This window comes from Streptomyces sp. NP-1717, from assembly GCF_022695985.1.
Classification (GTDB): domain Bacteria; phylum Actinomycetota; class Actinomycetes; order Streptomycetales; family Streptomycetaceae; genus Streptomyces.
In genome coordinates, this window is the sequence record NZ_JAAPBF010000027.1 from 23,849 (window position 1) to 40,604 (window position 16,756).

15 protein-coding genes, 1 pseudogene and 1 riboswitch are annotated in these 16,756 nt (G+C 70.5%); of the genes and pseudogenes, 1 reads left to right on the plus strand and 15 read right to left on the minus strand.

Features of this window, described 5'->3' with window-relative positions; genetic code table 11:
• Window positions 1–15 precede the first annotated feature (15 nt).
• From GXP76_RS08765 to rpsB, 9 genes are all read right to left on the minus strand, one after another.
• On the minus strand, window positions 16–1,104 hold the full coding sequence (locus GXP76_RS08765; RefSeq protein WP_242570894.1) for an ABC transporter ATP-binding protein: 1,089 nt from the start codon (window positions 1,102–1,104) through the stop codon (window positions 16–18).
• A gap of 5 nt (window positions 1,105–1,109) precedes the next feature.
• On the minus strand, window positions 1,110–2,723 hold the full coding sequence (locus GXP76_RS08770; RefSeq protein ID WP_242570895.1) for an iron ABC transporter permease: 1,614 nt from the start codon (window positions 2,721–2,723) through the stop codon (window positions 1,110–1,112).
• 158 nt (window positions 2,724–2,881) lie between these two features.
• Window positions 2,882–3,976, minus strand: coding sequence for a thiamine ABC transporter substrate binding subunit (locus GXP76_RS08775; protein WP_242570868.1), 1,095 nt, complete (start codon window positions 3,974–3,976; stop codon window positions 2,882–2,884).
• A 79-nt stretch (window positions 3,977–4,055) separates the two neighbouring features.
• Window positions 4,056–4,179, minus strand: a riboswitch (TPP riboswitch).
• 53 nt (window positions 4,180–4,232) lie between these two features.
• Window positions 4,233–5,345 carry a 23S rRNA (adenine(2503)-C(2))-methyltransferase RlmN gene (gene rlmN / locus GXP76_RS08780; protein WP_242570869.1) on the minus strand — a complete coding sequence of 371 codons (1,113 nt, stop codon included), beginning with the start codon at window positions 5,343–5,345 and terminating at the stop codon, window positions 4,233–4,235.
• Between the two features lie 173 nt (window positions 5,346–5,518).
• A complete protein-coding gene (locus GXP76_RS08785) occupies window positions 5,519–6,589 on the minus strand; it encodes a phosphatidate cytidylyltransferase (RefSeq protein WP_242570870.1) in 1,071 nt (356 codons plus the stop codon).
• The gene (frr, locus tag GXP76_RS08790) at window positions 6,589–7,146 is read right to left on the minus strand and encodes a ribosome recycling factor (protein WP_078074826.1); all 558 of its coding nucleotides are present in this window, start codon (window positions 7,144–7,146) and stop codon (window positions 6,589–6,591) included. The genes GXP76_RS08785 and frr overlap by 1 nt, the downstream gene beginning before the upstream one ends.
• Before the next feature lie 130 nt (window positions 7,147–7,276).
• Window positions 7,277–8,056 carry a UMP kinase gene (gene pyrH / locus GXP76_RS08795; protein WP_078074827.1) on the minus strand — a complete coding sequence of 260 codons (780 nt, stop codon included), beginning with the start codon at window positions 8,054–8,056 and terminating at the stop codon, window positions 7,277–7,279.
• 198 nt (window positions 8,057–8,254) lie between these two features.
• A complete protein-coding gene (gene tsf, locus GXP76_RS08800) occupies window positions 8,255–9,115 on the minus strand; it encodes a translation elongation factor Ts (protein ID WP_242570871.1) in 861 nt (286 codons plus the stop codon).
• An 86-nt stretch (window positions 9,116–9,201) separates the two neighbouring features.
• On the minus strand, window positions 9,202–10,152 hold the full coding sequence (gene rpsB / locus GXP76_RS08805) for a 30S ribosomal protein S2 (protein WP_242570872.1): 951 nt from the start codon (window positions 10,150–10,152) through the stop codon (window positions 9,202–9,204).
• 401 nt (window positions 10,153–10,553) lie between these two features.
• On the opposite strand from rpsB, the pseudogene GXP76_RS08810 reads away from it, so the two are divergent.
• Window positions 10,554–11,006 (plus strand): annotated as a pseudogene (locus GXP76_RS08810) (peptidoglycan DD-metalloendopeptidase family protein); the annotation flags it as partial.
• A gap of 304 nt (window positions 11,007–11,310) precedes the next feature.
• Here GXP76_RS08810 and GXP76_RS08815 read toward each other — a convergent pair.
• The 6 genes from GXP76_RS08815 to GXP76_RS08840 form a co-directional block, all read right to left on the minus strand.
• The gene (locus GXP76_RS08815) at window positions 11,311–11,871 is read right to left on the minus strand and encodes a TetR/AcrR family transcriptional regulator (protein ID WP_242570896.1); all 561 of its coding nucleotides are present in this window, start codon (window positions 11,869–11,871) and stop codon (window positions 11,311–11,313) included.
• Between the two features lie 73 nt (window positions 11,872–11,944).
• Entirely contained in the window at window positions 11,945–12,793 is an 849-nt protein-coding gene (gene whiG, locus GXP76_RS08820) for an RNA polymerase sigma factor WhiG (protein WP_242570873.1), read from the minus strand.
• A gap of 248 nt (window positions 12,794–13,041) precedes the next feature.
• Complete coding sequence (dprA, locus tag GXP76_RS08825; protein WP_242570874.1) at window positions 13,042–14,211, minus strand: DNA-processing protein DprA; 1,170 nt, start codon at window positions 14,209–14,211, stop codon at window positions 13,042–13,044.
• Complete coding sequence (locus GXP76_RS08830; protein WP_242570875.1) at window positions 14,208–15,836, minus strand: YifB family Mg chelatase-like AAA ATPase; 1,629 nt, start codon at window positions 15,834–15,836, stop codon at window positions 14,208–14,210. Before GXP76_RS08830 ends, dprA begins: the two co-directional genes overlap by 4 nt.
• The gene (locus GXP76_RS08835; protein ID WP_242570876.1) at window positions 15,836–16,198 is read right to left on the minus strand and encodes a YraN family protein; all 363 of its coding nucleotides are present in this window, start codon (window positions 16,196–16,198) and stop codon (window positions 15,836–15,838) included. Before GXP76_RS08835 ends, GXP76_RS08830 begins: the two co-directional genes overlap by 1 nt.
• A 222-nt stretch (window positions 16,199–16,420) precedes the next feature.
• On the minus strand, window positions 16,421–16,729 hold the full coding sequence (locus tag GXP76_RS08840) for a DUF2469 domain-containing protein (protein ID WP_003965949.1): 309 nt from the start codon (window positions 16,727–16,729) through the stop codon (window positions 16,421–16,423).
• Window positions 16,730–16,756: the final 27 nt, after the last annotated feature.

A 16,756-nucleotide genomic window follows, 5' to 3' on the forward strand; every position in this document is an offset into this window, starting at 1 on the left:
CCGGGCGAGGTCGAGTCACTCCGCCCCGTTGGCGTCTGCCGGGGCCTTCGCCTCTCCCTTCGCGACGCCGGTCGCGTCCGGCTCCCGCTCGTCCAGGACCACGACGTCCTCGGCGTTGAAGGTGATCCCGACCGTCGCCCCCTCGTCGGGTACATCGCGGAGGCCGCACTCCGCCTCGACCTCGGGCCCGTCCTCGGGGCGCAGCAGGACGGCGACGTGACTGCCGCGGAAGGTGCGCGCCCCGACGGTGCAGCGCAGTCCGTCCCCGGCGGCACCGAGCCGTACCCCGGTGGGACGCACCAAGAGCGCGCGCGAGCCCTGGGGCGAAGCGGTGGGCACCGGAATCCTGCCCCAGGGCGTGTCGGCGACGTCACCGTCCACCGTGGCCGCCACGACGTTGTCGAAGCCCAGGAAGCGTGCCACGAACGCGGACGCCGGCCGTTGCCAGACCTCCACCGGCGTGCCCGTCTGGGCGATGCGTCCGTCGCGCATCACCACGACGCGGTCGGCGAGCGCGAAGGCCTCGCCCTGATCGTGCGTGACGGCGAGCACCGTCGTACCCAACTGCCCGAACACGCCGCGCAGTTCCACGACCAGGCGTTCGCGCAGACTCCGGTCGAGCTGGCCGAGCGGTTCGTCGAGCATGAGCAGCCGGGGCCGTGGGGCGAGTGCCCGTGCCAGTGCCACGCGCTGTTGCTCCCCGCCGGACAGCGCGGCGACGGCGCGGCGCTGGGCGCCCGGCAGGCCGACAAGGTCGAGCAACTCGCCGACACGTCGCCGCTGTTCACCGCGCGACTCGCCTCGCACGCGCAGCCCGAAGGCGACGTTGCCGCCGACATCCCGCTGCGGGAAGAGCTGGTGGTCCTGGAACATCAGTCCCACGCCGCGCCGGTGCACGGGCACCCCCGCCTGATCGGCCCCCTCCAGCAACACCCGTCCAGCGTCCGGCGGCTGAAGCCCGGCGACGACGCGCAACAAGGTCGACTTACCACTGCCGCTCGGTCCCAGCACACAGACGATCTCGTGCGCGGCGATCTCCAGATCCACCGCGTCGAGCGCCGTACGCCGCCCGAATCGCACGGTCACGTCCTCAAGAGTGAGCAGGGCCATCAGAACTCTCCGGAACGGTCGGTACGGATACGTTCGAGCACCAGCAGCGACACGGCGCACACCACCATCAGCACCGTACTCAGCGCCATCGCCTGCCCGTAGTTGAGATCACCGGGCCGTCCCAGCAGCCGGGCGACCGCCACCGGCAGTGTCGGGCGGTCCGGTCGCGCGATGAAGACCGTGGCACCGAACTCCCCGAGCGAGACGGCGAAGGCGAACCCGGCGGCCACCAGCACCGCCCGCCGCACCATCGGCAGATCGACCTCCCGCCACACCCGCCACGGCGATGCCCCGAGTACGGCCGCGGCCTCCCGCAACCGCCCGTCCACGGCGCGCAGTACGGGCAGCATGACCCGCACGACGAAGGGGACCCCCACCAGCGCCTGGGCGAGCGGCACCAGGATCCACGAAGCCCGCAGGTCCAGCGGCGGCTTGTCGAGCGTGATCAGGAACCCGAACCCGACAGTCACGGCGGAGACCCCGAGCGGGAGCATCAGCAGCGCGTCGAAGCCCCGTACGAGGCGCCCCGCCCGGCGGGTGAGTGCGGCAGCCGCCAGCCCGCCCACGACCAGGGCGATGAGCGTGGCCGCCAAGGCGTAGCGCAGTGAGTTCCAGACCGCGTCCACGGGCGGTACGAGGAAGGTGCCTCCGCTCGCCTCCACCGAACGGAGCGCCCGGTAGTAGTCGAGGCCGTACCCGGCGGGACCGTCGAGCGACCGCTCGATCAGCACGCCGAGGGGCAGCAGGATCAACAGGAGGACGGTGCCGAGCACGCCGGCGAGCAGTACCCACTGACCGGTTCCGCGCGGCCTGCGCACCGTCTGCGCGGGATCGACCAGCTTCAGGACGGTCTCCCGCCTGCGCACGGTCCAGGCGTGCAGCGCCAGAATCCCGCCGACGGCCGCGAACTGCGCCATCGTCAGGACCGCGGCCGTGGACAGGTCGAGAAGTTGCGCGGTCTGCCGGTAGATCTCCACCTCCAGGGTGGAGTACGCAGGGCCGCCCAGGATCTGGACGATGCCGAAGGAGGTGAAGGTGAAGAGGAAGACCATCAGCGCCGCGGCGGCGACGGCGGGGCCGAGCGCGGGCAAGGTCACTCGCCACCACGCCGCGAACCGGCCGGCGCCGAGCACCCGCGCGGCCTCCTCCTGACGCGGGTCCAACTGCGCCCAGAGGCCGCCCACGGTGCGGACGACCACCGCGTAGTTGAAGAAGACGTGCGCGAGAAGGATCGCCCACACCGTCGTGTCCGCACGCACGCCCCACAGTTCGTCGAGCAGCCCGCCACGCCCCAGCAGTGCGAGGAACGCCGTGCCGACGACGACGGTCGGCAGGACGAACGGCACCGTCACGACGGCGCGCAGGAGCTGCTTGCCGGGGAACTCGAAGCGTGCGAAGACGTAAGCGCCGGGGAGCGCGATCAGCAGGGTGAGAACGGTGGAGAGCGCGGCCTGCCACGTCGTGAACCAGAGCACCTGGCCGATGTCGGGCCGGCTCAGCACGTCCCCGAACCGGCCCCAGTGCCAGGAGCCGTCCGCCTTCAGCCCGCGGCCGACGATCGCGGCGACGGGGTAGGCGAAGAAGACCGCGAAGAACGCGACGGGCACGGCCATGAGCAGGAGCCGTACGACGTTCCCCCGGCGCCGGGCGGCGCGCATCGCGGGGCCGCCTTCCCCGCCCCGTACGCGCCCCGCCCCGACGCCGGGCGCCCGGGTGACCGGCCCCGCCGCCTCAGGCGTGGTCGTGTCGCCCTCCCGGGCACCCTTCGCGACTACTTGACGACGAGTGAGGACCACGACTGGATCCACTCGTCACGGTTCTCGGCGATCTTCTCCGGGGCCACGGTCTCCGGCTTGTCGATCACGGCGCCGTGGTCGGTGAAGAGCGCGGGCAGCTCCGCACCGTCGACGACCGGATTCACGAACATGTTGAGCGGCATGTCCTCCTGGAAGGTCTTGCTCACCAGAAAGTCCAGCAGAGCCTTGCCGCCCGCCTCGTTCTTCGCGCCCTGGAGCAGGCCGGCGAACTCGATCTGCCGGAAGCAGGTGCCCGTGGCGACACCGGTCGGTGCCTCCTTCGGCTGCGGATCGGCGTACAGGACCTCGACGGGCGGGCTCGACGCGTACGAGACGACGAGCGGGCGCTCCGCCTTGGCCTTCCTGCCGCCCGCCGAGCCGGAGAACTCCTCGTTGTAGGCCTGTTCCCAACTGTCCACCACCTGGACGCCGTTGGCCTTGAGCTGCTTCCAGTAACCCTGCCAGCCGTCCTCCCCGTACGCCGCCACGGTGCCGAGGAGGAAGCCGAGGCCGGGCGAGGACTGCTCGGCGTTCTCGACGACGAGCAGGTCCTTGTAGGCGGGCTTCGTCAGGTCGGCGAAGGAGCGCGGCGGCGCCAGCTTCTTGTCGCTGAAGTACCTCTTGTCGTAGTTGACACAGATGTCGCCGGTGTCGACGGGCGTGACACGGTGCTTGGCGTCGTCGAGCCGTACGTCGGCGCGGACCTGGTCGAGGCCCTTCGCCTCGTACGGCGTGAACAGGCCGTTGTCGAGGGCGCGGGAGAGCAGGGTGTTGTCGACGCCGAAGAAGACGTCGCCCTGCGGCGAACCCTTGGTGAGGATCTCCTTGTTGAGCGCCTCGCCCGCCTCGCCGCTCTTCAGGACCTTGACGGTGTAGCCGGTCCGCTTGGTGAACTCCTTCAGTACGGAGTCCGAGGCTGCGAACGAGTCGTGGGCGACGAGCGTCACGTTCTTGGACTTCGCGCCGTCCGACGACGTGGAGCCGTCGGACTCGCCGCCGCAAGCGGCGAGCACGGAGACCCCAAGTGCGGCGGCGAGGGCGCCGGACGCCATTCTCTTCGTGGTACGCACTGAATTCCTCCTGGGATGTCCAGGAGAAGACGCGGCCCTGCCCCGCGCCGGCGGACCGGAGCAGGGCAGGGCGCAACAGCTTGAGTGATGACCGAACTTCCTACCCAGAATGACCTGGGCAAGGTTCAGAGGGTCTGCGACCGTGAGGCTCGTACAAGCCTCTGCCGCACTCTCAGCGCTGTGGCGCTCCCCTGTCGGAATATGTAATTCGTTCGAACCCAGCGTACATGGGCCCCGTCGGGGCCCTTCGCCGCGCTCAGCGCTCCGTCGCCGCCAGCTGACCGCAGGCCCCGTCGATCTCCTGACCGCGGGTGTCGCGCACCGTCACCGGCACCCCGTGGGACGCGATCGCCTCGACGAACGCCTTCTCGTCCTCCGGGCGGGAAGCCGTCCACTTGGACCCCGGTGTCGGGTTGAGCGGGATCAGATTGACGTGGACCCGCTTGCCCTTGAGTAGCCGGCCCAGCAGATCGCCCCGCCACGCCTGGTCGTTGATGTCGCGGATCATGGCGTACTCGATGGAGATCCGGCGGCCGGACTTCTCCGCGTACTCCCAGGCGGCGTCCAGCACCTCCCGCACCTTCCAGCGGGTGTTGACCGGCACGAGGGTGTCGCGCAGCTCGTCGTCGGGCGCGTGCAGCGAGACGGCGAGGCGGCACTTGAAGCCCTCGTCGGCGAATCGCAGCATCGCGGGCACCAGGCCCACCGTGGAGACGGTGATGCCGCGCTGCGAAAGTCCGATGCCGTCGGGCTCGGGGTCGGTCAGCCGGCGGATCGCCCCGACGACGCGGCGGTAGTTGGCGAGCGGTTCGCCCATGCCCATGAAGACGATGTTGGACAGCCGCGCGGGGCCGCCGGGGACCTCACCGTCGCGCAGCGCGCGCATGCCGTCCACGATCTGGTGCACGATCTCCGCCGTGGACAGGTTGCGGTCGAGACCCGCCTGCCCCGTGGCGCAGAACGGGCAGTTCATCCCGCAGCCGGCCTGAGAGGAGATGCACATGGTGACGCGGTCCGGATAGCGCATCAGGACGGACTCGACGAGCGTGCCGTCGTGCAGCCGCCACAGCGTCTTACGGGTGGTGTCGTCGTCGCAGGAGATGTGGCGCACCACGGACATCAGGTCGGGCAGCAGCTCCGTGGCGAGCTTCTCGCGCGCGGCGGCGGGGATGTCCGTCCACTCGGCGGGGTCGTGCGCGAACCGCGCGAAGTAGTGCTGCGACAGCTGCTTGGCCCGGAACGCCTTCTCGCCGAGCGCCGCCACGGCCTCGCGACGCTCCTCCGGCGTGAGGTCGGCCAGGTGCTTCGGCGGCTTCTTGGCGCCGCGCGGCGCGACGAAGGTGAGTTCTCCGGGGTTGGGCGGTGCCATGAGCTGTTCTCTCCTCGGTACGACGAGGCCGGTGTTCCCCGCCGGCCGCGGGAGGGCACGGCACGCTGCCGGTGCCAGGAGACCTCATGTGACGGGCTCCGCGACCGCGGAGCGCAGTAAGGCCCGCCGTCCAGGACGGCGGGCCTTACCAGGGTAACCGGTACGCAATCGGGTCAGCCCGAGCCGACGAACACCACCAGCAGCAGCCACACCACCGGGGCCGTCGGCAGGAGCGAGTCGAGGCGGTCCATGATGCCGCCGTGACCCGGCAGCAGCGTGCCCATGTCCTTGATCCCGAGGTCCCGCTTGATCATCGACTCGCCCAGGTCACCGAGCGTGGCACTGGCCGCGACGGCGAGACCGAGCAGCAGCCCCTGCCACCAGGTGCCGTCGTCGATGAGGAACTGCATGCACAGGGCTCCCGCCACCATGGCGAACCCCACGGCGCCGAAGAGGCCCTCACGGGTCTTGCCGGGGCTGATGCGCGGTGCCAGCTTGTGGCTGCCGAAGCGCCAGCCGATCGCGTACGCCCCGGTGTCGCTGACGATGGTCAGCACCAGGAAGGTGAGGACGCGCTGCGCGCCGTCGTCCGCCGTGAGCATCATCGCGACGAACGTCGCCAGGAAGGGCACGTAGAACGTCGCGAAGACGCCCGCCGTCACGTCCTTGAGATAGCCCTCGGGCGGCTCGGTCATGCGCCAGGCGAGCACGGCCAGTGCCGTGAGCGCGGTGGCGACCCAGGCGCCTTCCGCGCCCCGTACGTAGCCGGCGACGATCATCGCGGCGCCGCCGACGGCGAGCGGGACGAGGGGCGCCTTGATGCCCTTCTTCTCGTTGAGCCGGGAGGTCAACTCCCACAGGCCGACGACGACGGCGACCACTATGACGCCGATGAACACGGCCTTCACGATGAAGAGAGACGCCACGATCACGGCGCCGAGCCCCACACCGACCCCTATGGCCGCGCGCAGATCGCGGCCCGCCCGCTTCTTCGGAGGAGGTGGCGGAGGGGCGGACATGGGCTCCTGCGGCGTCTCGTCACGGAACAGGGGGCCGCCCGGCCGAGCAGCCCCCCGGTCGTCATCCTGGGCCCCGCCGCTCGCGGGTACGTCGGGCACGATGGGCATGGGCCGAGTCTGCTGTGCGTCAAGCTCATCGTATGCGGGACCCGCCGGGGCAGCCCCCTGGTCAGGCGGTCCCCAGTAGCCGGCGGTCGGCGGGGCCCCCCAGGAAGAGTCGTTCATCAGACCTCGAGCAGCTCGGCTTCCTTGTGCTTGAGCAGCTCGTCGACCTGGGCGACGTACTTCGCCGTGGTGTCGTCGAGCTCTTTCTCGGCGCGGCGTCCTTCGTCCTCGCCGACCTCGCCGTCCTTGATCAGCTTGTCGATCGTCTCCTTGGCCTTGCGGCGCACGGAGCGAATCGAGATCTTCGAGTCCTCCGCCTTGGTCTTGGCGACCTTGATGTACTCCTTGCGGCGGTCCTGCGTGAGCTCGGGGAACACCACCCGGATGATGTTTCCGTCGTTGCTCGGGTTCACGCCGAGGTCGGAGTCGCGGATGGCCTGCTCGATGTTGCGCAGCGCGCTCTTGTCGAACGGGGTCACCACGGCCATGCGCGGCTCGGGCACCGAGAACGAGGCCAGCTGGTTGATCGGGGTCAGCGCACCGTAGTAGTCCGCCACGATCTTGTTGAACATCGCCGGGTGCGCACGACCGGTGCGGATCGCGGCGAAGTCCTCCTTGGCGACCAGGACGGCCTTCTCCATCTTCTCCTCTGCTTCGAGGAGGGTCTCTTCGATCACCACTTGCTCCTGCGTGTCTTGAGTGGGCCCGGTGTGCTTACAGGGCCGGCGGAACCTGCGTCGCGTCTTCTTTCCTGCACGGTGTCCGACCGGCAGGGCTTTGTCCATCCCCGTGCGGGGCAGCCCGAGTTCAGGCCCGGGTGCCCTGGTCGCTCACGAGCGTGCCGATCTTCTCACCCTTGACGGCGCGCGCGATATTGCCCTCCGTGAGGAGCTCGAAGACCAGGATCGGCAGCGCGTTGTCGCGGCAGAGAGTGACGGCCGTGGCGTCGGCGACCTTGAGGTTGCGGGTGATCACCTCGCCGTACTCCAGCGCGTCGAACTTCACCGCGTCGGGGTTGGTCTTGGGATCGGAGTCGTACACCCCGTCCACGCCGTTCTTGCCCATCAGCAGCGCTTCGGCGTCGATCTCCAGGGCGCGCTGGGCGGCGGTGGTGTCGGTGGAGAAGTACGGCATCCCCATGCCCGCGCCGAAGATGACGACGCGTCCCTTCTCCAGATGCCGTACGGCGCGCAGCGGGATGTACGGCTCCGCTACCTGCCCCATCGTGATGGCGGTCTGCACGCGCGAGTCGATGCCTTCCTTCTCCAGGAAGTCCTGGAGGGCGAGGCAGTTCATGACGGTGCCGAGCATGCCCATGTAGTCGGAGCGGGCCCGGTCCATACCGCGCTGCTGAAGTTCGGCGCCGCGGAAGAAGTTGCCTCCGCCGATGACGATGGCGATCTGCGCCCCGTCCCGCACGACGGCGGCGATCTCGCGGGCGATGGCGTGTACGACGTCGGGGTCGACGCCGAGCGCTCCCCCGCCGGCGAACGCCTCACCGGACAGTTTCAGCATGAAGCGCCCGGCCTTCTTGCCGGGGTCGCTGTTGTCGTCGGTGGACTGGGTGGCGTCCGCGCCCTTGTTCATGGGGATCTCCTCGTGCACATACGAAGAAGGCCATTGCCGATGGGTCTGTGTCCCTAGCGGCAATGGCCTCCTCGTCAGATCTGCGGCCGTCCGGCGCGTGTTCGGCCGGCGGCTGCAGTAGACCCTAGCGGGGTCCACCGTCGATCGCGTACGACTGCGCTGTCCCGGGTGCTCCGCCCCGGGACGATGACCGGAACGTCAGGCGCCGACGCGGATGCGCGCGAAGCGCTTCAGCGTGACACCGGCCTCGTCCAGGACCTTCCTGACGGACTTCTTGTTGTCCTTGGCGAACGGCTGGTCGAGGAGGGTGACCTCCTTGAAGAAGCCGTTGACGCGACCCTCGACGATCTTGGGCAGCGCGGCCTCGGGCTTGCCCTCCTCGCGGGAGGTGGCCTCGGCCACGCGGCGCTCGTTCTCGACGACGTCGGTCGGAACGTCCTCACGGGTGAGGTACTTCGGCGCGAACGCGGCGATGTGCTGCGCGACGTCCTTGGCGACGGCGGCGGCCGTCGCGACGTCGGCACTGCCCTTGTCCAACTCGACCAGGACGCCGACCTGCGGCGGGAGATCGGGCATGGTGCGGTGCATGTACGTGCCGACGAAGCTGCCTTCGCCCTGGAACTGGGCGAAGCGGTCCAGGACGATCTTCTCGCCGAGGTTGGCGTTGGCCTCGTCGACGAATGCCTGGACGGTCTTGCCGGGCTCGATCTCGGAGGAGCGCAGCGCCTCGATGTCGGCGGGGCCGGTCGCGGCCACGTGCGCGGCCAGCGCGTTGGCGGCGGCCTGGAACTTGTCACCCTTGGCGACGAAGTCCGTCTCGCACTTCAGCTCCAGCAGGACGCCGGAGGTGTTGTCGTCGGCGACGAGGGAGACGACGGCGCCGTTCTCGGCACTGCGGCTCTCGCGCTTCGCGACGCCCTTCTGGCCCTTGACGCGAAGCACCTCGACGGCCTTGTCGACATCGCCGTCGGCCTCGACCAAGGCCTTCTTGCAGTCCATCATGCCGGCGCCGGTGAGCTCGCGGAGCTTCTTGACGTCAGCGGCGGTGTAGTTCGCCATGTCTGTGAGTCTCTCTCGGAAGTCGAAGATCTACGGGTGGACGGCGGGGGCTGTGGCCCCCGCCGTCAGCAACCGAACCTTTGAGGTCAGGCCTTGTCGGCGTCCGCGGCCGGAGCCTCGGTGACCTCGGCGGCGGGGGCCTCGGCCGGAGCGGCGGCCTCGTCGGCCTGCTCGGCGTCGGCGACCTTCTCCGTCTCGGCGGAGGTCTGGACGTCGGCCGGGGCGGCGGCGTCGGCGGACTTCTCCGCGTCGGCCTTCTTGTCGCCCTCGAGGAGGTCGCGCTCCCACTCGGCGAGGGGCTCGCCGGCGGCCTTCTCGCCCGGCTTGGAGTCACCGGTGGCGGCACCGGAGCGGGCGATGAGGCCCTCGGCGACGGCGTCGGCGATCACGCGGGTGAGCAGGGTGACGGAGCGGATCGCGTCGTCGTTGCCCGGGATCTTGTAGTCGACCTCGTCGGGGTCGCAGTTGGTGTCGAGGATTGCGACGACCGGGATGTGGAGCTTGCGCGCCTCACCGACGGCGATGTGCTCCTTCTTGGTGTCGACGATCCAGACGGCGCTGGGCACCTTCTGCATTTCGCGGATACCACCGAGGGTCTTCTCCAGCTTGGCCTTCTCGCGGGAGAGGACCAGGAGCTCCTTCTTGGTGAGACCCGAGGCGGCGACGTCCTCGAAGTCGATCTGCTCAAGCTCCTTCAGACGCTGAAGGCGCTTGTAGACGGTGGAGAAGTTGGTGAGCATGCCACCCAGCCAGCGCTGGTTGACGTACGGCATGCCGACACGCGTCGCCTGCTCGGCGATGGCCTCCTGGGCCTGCTTCTTCGTACCGACGAACATGATGGAACCGCCGTGCGCGACGGTCTCCTTGACGAACTCGTAGGCGCGGTCGATGTACGACAGCGACTGGAGCAGGTCGATGATGTAGATGCCGTTGCGCTCCGTGAAGATGAAGCGCTTCATCTTCGGGTTCCAACGACGGGTCTGGTGACCGAAGTGGACGCCGCTTTCCAGCAGCTCCCGCATCGTGACGACGGCCATGGCCGTACTCCTTGAGGTACTCGGTTGTCGCGTCCGCCGGACGGCGGTCGCGCCTGACGCCCCGGAGCGCTTTGCCACGAGGGACCGAGAAGCGCGGACACCGGCGAAGAGGCCGGTGGCGGGGCGTGCGAAGTCGATCCGGTGACCCGGATCGCCACAGGAAGTGTACGGGACCCGCACAGCGCCCGGCGACGGAGTGCGAGGGTGACGGAGATATACACAATGGCCGGGTTATCCACAGAATCCGAGCATGATCCACTTGAATCGGCCGGCTGCGGCAGCGTGAACGCATGATCAGTGTCGACGAACTACTCATCCACGCTTCCGCCCGGCCCGGTCGTCGGGGCCGGCGGCGGCTCATCTCTCTCTGTGTCCGCGCAGGCGTCGCGGCGCTGGCGGGGATGGTGGCGGCCGTCCTGTTCGCCCCGTCGTCCGAGGCGTGGGCCGCGGACGACGAGGAGGCGGGCACGGGCGCCGATGCGCGCCCCGAGGCCACCACGGCCGCTCCCGGCACCGTCACCGGTGCCGCCGGCGGCGTCAGCGGCGACCGGGCCTGGCCGGTGGGGCCGCGACCGACCGTCGTACGGGGGTGGGAGCCGCCGGCCTCGCCGTACGGCCCCGGCCACCGGGGTGTGGACCTCGCCGCCGCCGCGGGCACCCCGATCCGCGCCGCCGCTCCGGGACGCGTGTCCTTCACCGGCATGGTGGCTGGACGCGGGGTGCTGTCGATCGCGCTCACCGGCACCGGACAGCCACCTCTGCGCACCACGTACGAACCGGTGACGGCCCTTGTCGCCGAGGGCGACGAGGTAGCGGCGGGCCAGATCGTGGCCGTCCTCGGACCGGGCCCCTTCCACTGCGCGGGCGGTTGTCTGCACTGGGGGCTGCTGCGGGGCGAGACCTATCTCGACCCGTTGTCCCTGCTTCCCGACGATCTGCTCGACGGCGGCCCGCCGCGTCTGTTGCCGGTGTTCGGGGTCCCTGAGCCGGCGCCGACGGCCGCGCCCACAGGACCGCGACCGCCCTCGCTGCCGGACGGTCTCCCGGATGATGCGGCGATCATGGCGGAGGAGACCGCCGCCGCGGCGGGTGACGCTCTGCACGCCGTGGCCCTGCTGACAGCCGCCGCGTGGGTGCGGCAGCGGAGTCGTACGGGCGTCAGGTACCGCGTACGCCCTGGAGCACCATGGACACCGCCGCCTCGGCGATCACCACGGGGTCCTCGGCCGCGCCCAGCTCGATCCGCCGCACGGCGGCGTCCACCACGCCCTGGAGCAGCATCGCGGCCAGCCTCGGCTGCTCGTGGCCCAGTTCCCCGAGGGCTTCGACGATCATCGCGATGAGGCCGCCGTGCGCCGCCCGGATCTTCTCCCGGGCGCCCGCGTCGAGTTCGCTCGCGGAGATGGCGACCACCGCGCGGTGGCGTCGGTCGCCGACGAGGCTCAACTGCGCGCGCACGTACGCCTCGATCTTGCTCTCCGGGGTCGCCGCCTCCGCCATGGCGAATTCGATCTCGGCCGCCCAGACAGGGAAGTCGACGGCACACAGCTCTTCGACGACGGCCGCGCGTGAGCGGAAGTACTCGTAGACCGACGACCTGGCGAGGCCGGTGCGCTCGGCGAGGGCGGGGAAGGTCAGCGCCTCCGTGCCGCCTTCGGACAGGAGGGAGCGTGCGGCGTCAAGCAGGGCGCCGCGCTGCATGGTCCGGTGCTCGGCCACGGAGGCCGCTCGAATCCTGGGCACGGACCCACTCTACGGCGGAGACCGCCCGAGCAGGCGGGGCAGTGACGATTCAGCGTCCCGCGTCGGCGAGTTTGGCGCGGAGCTGGAGCACGGACTTGGTGTGGATCTGGCTGACGCGGCTCTCGGTGACACCGAGGACGTTGCCGATCTCGGCCAGCGTGAGCCCCTCGTAGTAGTAGAGCGTGACCACGGTCTTCTCGCGCTCGGGAAGGGTGTTGATGGCGCGGGCGAGCAGCCGGCGCAGTTCGCGGTCCTCGGCGACCTCGACGGGGTCGTCCGCCGCCGTGTCCTCCAGCGTGTCCATCAGGCTGAGCCGGTCGCCGCCCTCCCCGCCGACGTGCAGCAGCTCCTCCAGCGCCACGACGTTCGCCAGCGACAACTGGCTGAAGACGGCGTGCAGTTCCTCGACGGGGATGCCCATCTCGGCGGCCACCTCGGTCTCCGAGGGGGTACGCCGCAACTGCGCCTCCAGGGTGGCGTAGGCGCGCTCCACCGCCCTGGCCTTCTGGCGTACGGAGCGCGGGATCCAGTCCAGCGCGCGCAGTTCGTCGATCATCGCGCCGCGGATACGGGTGATCGCGTAGGTCTCGAACTTGATCGACCGCTCGATGTCGAACTTCTCGATCGCGTCGATGAGCCCGAACACCCCGGAGGAGACGAAATCCGCCTGCTCGACGTTGGACGGCAGCCCCACACTCACCCGGCCGGCCACGTACTTCACCAGCGGCGAGTAGTGCAGGATCAACTGCTCACGCAGCCGCTCGTTACCCGTGGACTTGTACGACCGCCACAAGGTGTCGAGCGCCGAGGGGGCGGAGGGTCGCACTTCGCCACGGGCCGCGGGGGGCGCCGGGGGTGGCGCCGCCACGCGGTCGGACCCGGAGGTGTGCTGGGGCATGCGTTGCCTTGAGCCGTTCTGCCGTGAAGTGAGGGAGGGTACGTCTGGGCCGGATTCCTTGTGAGCGTAGCGTGACAGCGCGGTCGCGGCGCGCGAGAAGGCGTGGGGAGCGCCTGTCCGGGCAGGCCCGGTCGACCGCCGCCGCGAGGTCGCGGACCGGCGCCGACACCGCGCGTATCGGCCGCTGTCGCGCCGTCGGGTGAGCTGCGATGGTCATCTGCCTCACCTTTTCACCCGAATGCCCCTGGTCAAGTACCGGCTCGCCGCGCACCGTCGCCGCTTGTGGTCCGTGGCGTCAACTGCCAGCCGTCACCCTGCCGTTGTACGAACCCGAGGGAGTGAAGCTCGTACAGCTTGCCGAGGGCCTCGTCGGCCGTCGTCGCGGTCTCCCGTGCGATGTCCCGCACACCGAGTGCGCCGCGACCGGGGAACGCGTCGAGGATTCGTCCGCCGAGGGGATCGAGCAGGTCTCTGGCCAGGACGGGCCCGCGCCGGGCGGGTGCGAGGTCACCCATGTCCCCCACCAATTCGGCCACTTCGGCGGCGTCCGTGACCAGCACGCCTTCGCCGCGCAGCAGTTCGTGGACCCCAGCCGAGAGCCCGCTCGTCGCCGGGCCCGGCACTCCCATGGTGAACCGCCCGAGCCGCTGCGCGCTGCGCGCGGTGACCAGCGAGCCGCTGCGGTACTCGGCCTCCACCACGACCGTCCCCCGGGTGAGCGCGGCGATCACCCGGTTACGGAGGACGAACCTGCTGCGGGTCGGGTGATCACCGGGCGCCAGCTCCCCCACGACCAGTCCCTGTTCGGCGATGCGGCGCACCAGTTCCGCGTGGCCGGGCGGATAGACCACGTCGACTCCGCACGCCAGGACGGCGACGGTCGCGCCGTCGGAGGCGAGTGCGCCCCGGTGCGCGGCTCCGTCGACGCCGTACGCCGCACCCGACGTCACCACCCAGCCCCGTTCGGCCAGGCCCGACGAGATGCTCGCCGCCATGTGCGCCCCGTACGGTGTGCAGGCTCTGGCTCCCACGATCGCGACGGAGCGCAGGGACCAGAGCCTCAGGTCGGGCCTGCCACGCACCCACAGTCCGATGGGGCGTGCCGTGCCCAGGTCGTCGAGCTGCGTCGGCCACTCCCGGTCCCCGGGGCAGACGAACCGGCCGCCGATCCCCGCGATGACCGACAGGTCCCGCTCCGGGGCCGCTGTCTTCGCCCGTGCCCGGAGGCCGCTGATACGGCGTGGACCGGCCTCCCTCAGGACATCGCCGTCGCTCCTGTCGGGGGAGGTGAGCCGGTCCATCAGCCCTCGCGCACCGTACTCACACAGCCACCGCCCGGCGTTCTCGTCGCCGGGCTCGATCACTCGCGTTAGGGCGGCCCGGGCGAGCCGCTCGTCGGCGGTGACTCCCGCCGTCATGACACCTCTCCGAGCGTGGCCACGACACCGCGGGCGATGCCCGTGCGCAGTTCCAGCGCCAGACCCACGTCCCGGGCGTCCGGGCGGTCGCGTCCGGCGAGGTCGGCGACCGTCCAGGCCACTCGCAGGACCCGGTCGAGGCCGCGGGCCGTGAGCAGTCCCCGTTCGAGGTCCCGCTCGGCGGCGTCAAGCGCACCGGGCGCGGTGAGCCACCGGGTACGCAGTTCGTGCCCGGGCACTTCGCTGTTGACCGTCCAGGGCGTCCCCGCCAGCCGCTGGGCCGACCGCAGCCGGGCCCGCGCGACCCGCTCGGCGACGACGGCTGTCGTCTCGCCCCTGCCTCCCTGGCCCATGAGATCGGCGCGGTGCACCGGCTGGACCTCCACCCGGAGATCGACCCGGTCGAGCAGGGGGCCGGACAGACGCGACTGGTAGCGGCGGATCGCCGAGGGCGGGCATTCGCACCCGGCGCCGTGCAGGGTGTGCCGTCCGCAGGGGCACGGGTTGGCGGCGAGGACCATCAGGAAACGTGCGGGCAGTCGTACGACTCCGGCGCTGCGCGCGATGACCACCTGCCCCGATTCGAGGGGCTGGCGAAGCGCGTCGAGCGCCTTGCCGGAGAACTCCGGCGCCTCGTCCAGAAAGAGCACCCCCTTGTGTGCCAGCGAGACCGCTCCCGGTCTCGCCAGCCCGTTGCCGCCCCCGACGAGGGACTGCATGGTCGCCGAGTGATGCGGGGCGCAGTAGGGCGCCGTACGTACGAGCGGCTCGCCGGGCGGCAGGATCCCGGCGACCGAGTGGACCGCCGTGACCTCGACGGACTCCTGTCGGGTCAGCGCCGGCAACAGTGCGGGCAGCCGCTCGGCCAGCATCGTCTTGCCCGCGCCGGGCGGGCCTTGAAGGAGAAGGTGGTGCCCGCCCGCCGCGGCGACCTCCAGGGCCGTACGGGCTCCCCGCTGTCCCGCCACATCGGCGAGGTCCGGTCGGTGCGTGCCCTGCTGCCCGGAACGGGCGGCCAGCCCCGTCCCCACCCCCGCGCCGGGCACCATCAAGCCCGCGAGCATGGGATCGGGACGCCCCTCCTCGGTGCCCGTGGGCTCCTCCGGCACCGCTTCGCCGGTCAGTACGGCGATGAGCTGGCGCAGGCTCCGTACGCCGAGCACGGACACCCCCGGCACCAGGGACGCCTCGCCCGCAGTCTGCTCCGGCACGACCACCTGTTGGTAGCCCGCCTCGGCGGCGGCGAGAACGGCCGGGAGGATGCCTCGTACCGGACGCACCCTGCCGTCGAGCCCCAGCTCACCGATCAGCACCAGGTCGGCGATGGCCCGCGGTTCGATGCGCTCGGCCGCTCCGAGCACGGCGACGGCCACAGCGAGATCAAATCCGGATCCGGACTTGGGTACGGAGGCGGGGCTGAGGCCCACCGTGAGCTTCTTCTGCGGCCACTCCGCGCCGGAGTTCACCACCGCAGCCCTGACTCTGTCCCTGCTCTCCACCAGGCTCTTGTCGGGCAGCCCCACCAGAGTAAAGGCCGCCACGCCCGGTTCGAGATCCGCCTGGACCTCCACCACCACGCCCTCGACGCCCACCAGCGCCACGGAGCACGCACGCGCGAATCCCATCAGGCCACCCCTCGGGCGTGCTCGACGACGGGAGCGCCGCGTCTGGGCAGCACCACCCCGACCAGGTCGATACGCACGCCGCCCGGAGGCGGTCCGCCGCTCTTCTCCAGCCAGCACGCCGCGAGGCGCCTGAGCCGGTCCGCCTTCACCGGCGTCACCGCCGCCATCGGATGCTGGAAGGAGCCTTCCCGGCGGGTCTTCACCTCACAGACGACCAGTACGTCGCCGTCGCGGGCGACGATGTCGATCTCGCCCGTCCTGCCGCACCGCCAGTTGCGGTGCAGCACGGTCATTCCCGCCGCCGCCAGCCGCCGTGCGGCCAGCCCTTCGCCGTACCGCCCGAGTGCCCCCGTCGCGTTCATCTCGGCACCACCTCCGGCACCGACTCTGAGGCGCGAGGCCGCGGGCGTGCGGATCCCGGTGGACAACTCACCGGTTGTGGATAACTCCGTCACCCACCAGTGCACCAGGAGTCACACAGGCCGCAGCCGTCACGAAAACCCCGACCGACCCCAGCCACCACACCGCTCGTCCGTCGCCCGGTCCGGATCAGTGGAATCGGCCGGGCAGCCGCGTCAGCCGCGTCAGCCGCCCGGCAGCTCCAGGTCGCTCTTGTTCAGCTCCTCAATGTTCACGTCCTTGAACGTGAGTACCCGCACCTGCTTGACGAATCTGGCCGGCCGGTACATGTCCCAGACCCACGCGTCCGCCATCGAGACCTCGAAGAAGACCTCACCCTGCACCGAGTGCACCTGCATCTCGTAGTCATTGGTGAGATAGAAACGTCGTTCCGTCTCGATCACGTACTTGAAAAGACCGACGACATCGCGGTACTCCCGGTAGAGCTTCAGCTCCATCTCGGTCTCGTACTTCTCGAGGTCCTCGGCACTCATGGCATGTTCCCCTTCAGCCGTACGTCC